Origin of the sequence: Exiguobacterium sp. s141 (assembly GCF_018618085.1) — a bacterium.
Taxonomy (GTDB): domain Bacteria; phylum Bacillota; class Bacilli; order Exiguobacteriales; family Exiguobacteriaceae; genus Exiguobacterium; species Exiguobacterium mexicanum_A.
Window position 1 is genome coordinate 1 of sequence record NZ_JACSLJ010000023.1, and the last position, 598, is coordinate 598.

Annotated in this window: 1 protein-coding gene; it reads right to left on the reverse strand. The window is 59.0% G+C overall.

Going from position 1 to position 598, the window contains the following annotated elements; genetic code table 11:
• Nucleotides 1-538 (reverse strand): nuclease/transposase family protein (locus KNP74_RS15140; protein WP_483297770.1); only part of this gene is annotated, 538 nt, incomplete at its 3' end.
• Between the last annotated feature and the right edge of the window lie 60 nt (nucleotides 539-598).

Consider the following 598-nt stretch of genomic DNA (forward strand, 5'->3'; position numbering starts at 1 on the left):
GGACTTTCAGGCCGAGGTCCACCCCGAGCACGTTGGTGCCCGTCTTCTCCGTCGTGCGGATCGTGACGGCGATCTGGGCGATCCATTTGTTCGACTTCTTCGTGATGCGGAGCGTCCCGAGCTTGTTGGCGAGGAGCGTGGCGTTCCGGTTGTCCGGGTCGACCATATTGGCGCGGATGACCGTCTTCTTCACGTTCCCGTCGATGATGATCGGGAGGGAGACCGACTCGAAGTCGAACGAGTAGTTCTGGTTGTTCCAGGTGCAGTACGGCCTCTTGAGGACCGGGACGACCTGGAAGTCCTTCTTCTTCGCCCTCTTGAACATGCTCTTCGCGTCCTGGATGGCCTGGTTCTTGACGGCGCTCGGCAGGTCCGCCGTGACATGTTTGCTCGTCAGATTCAAGCTCTCCCGGGCCTGCACCATGGCCGCGACGAGCTGGTTCGCCGTGCGGATGTAGGTGTCCATCATCCGCTCCAAGATGGCCTGTTGCGCTTTCGTCGGATGGAGTTTGATGTTCACGGTCAATGTCTGCGACACGGTCTCATCCCCTTGTCTTTTGTTCCTCGACATAACGTTTGATGGTCTCGCTGGAGACGT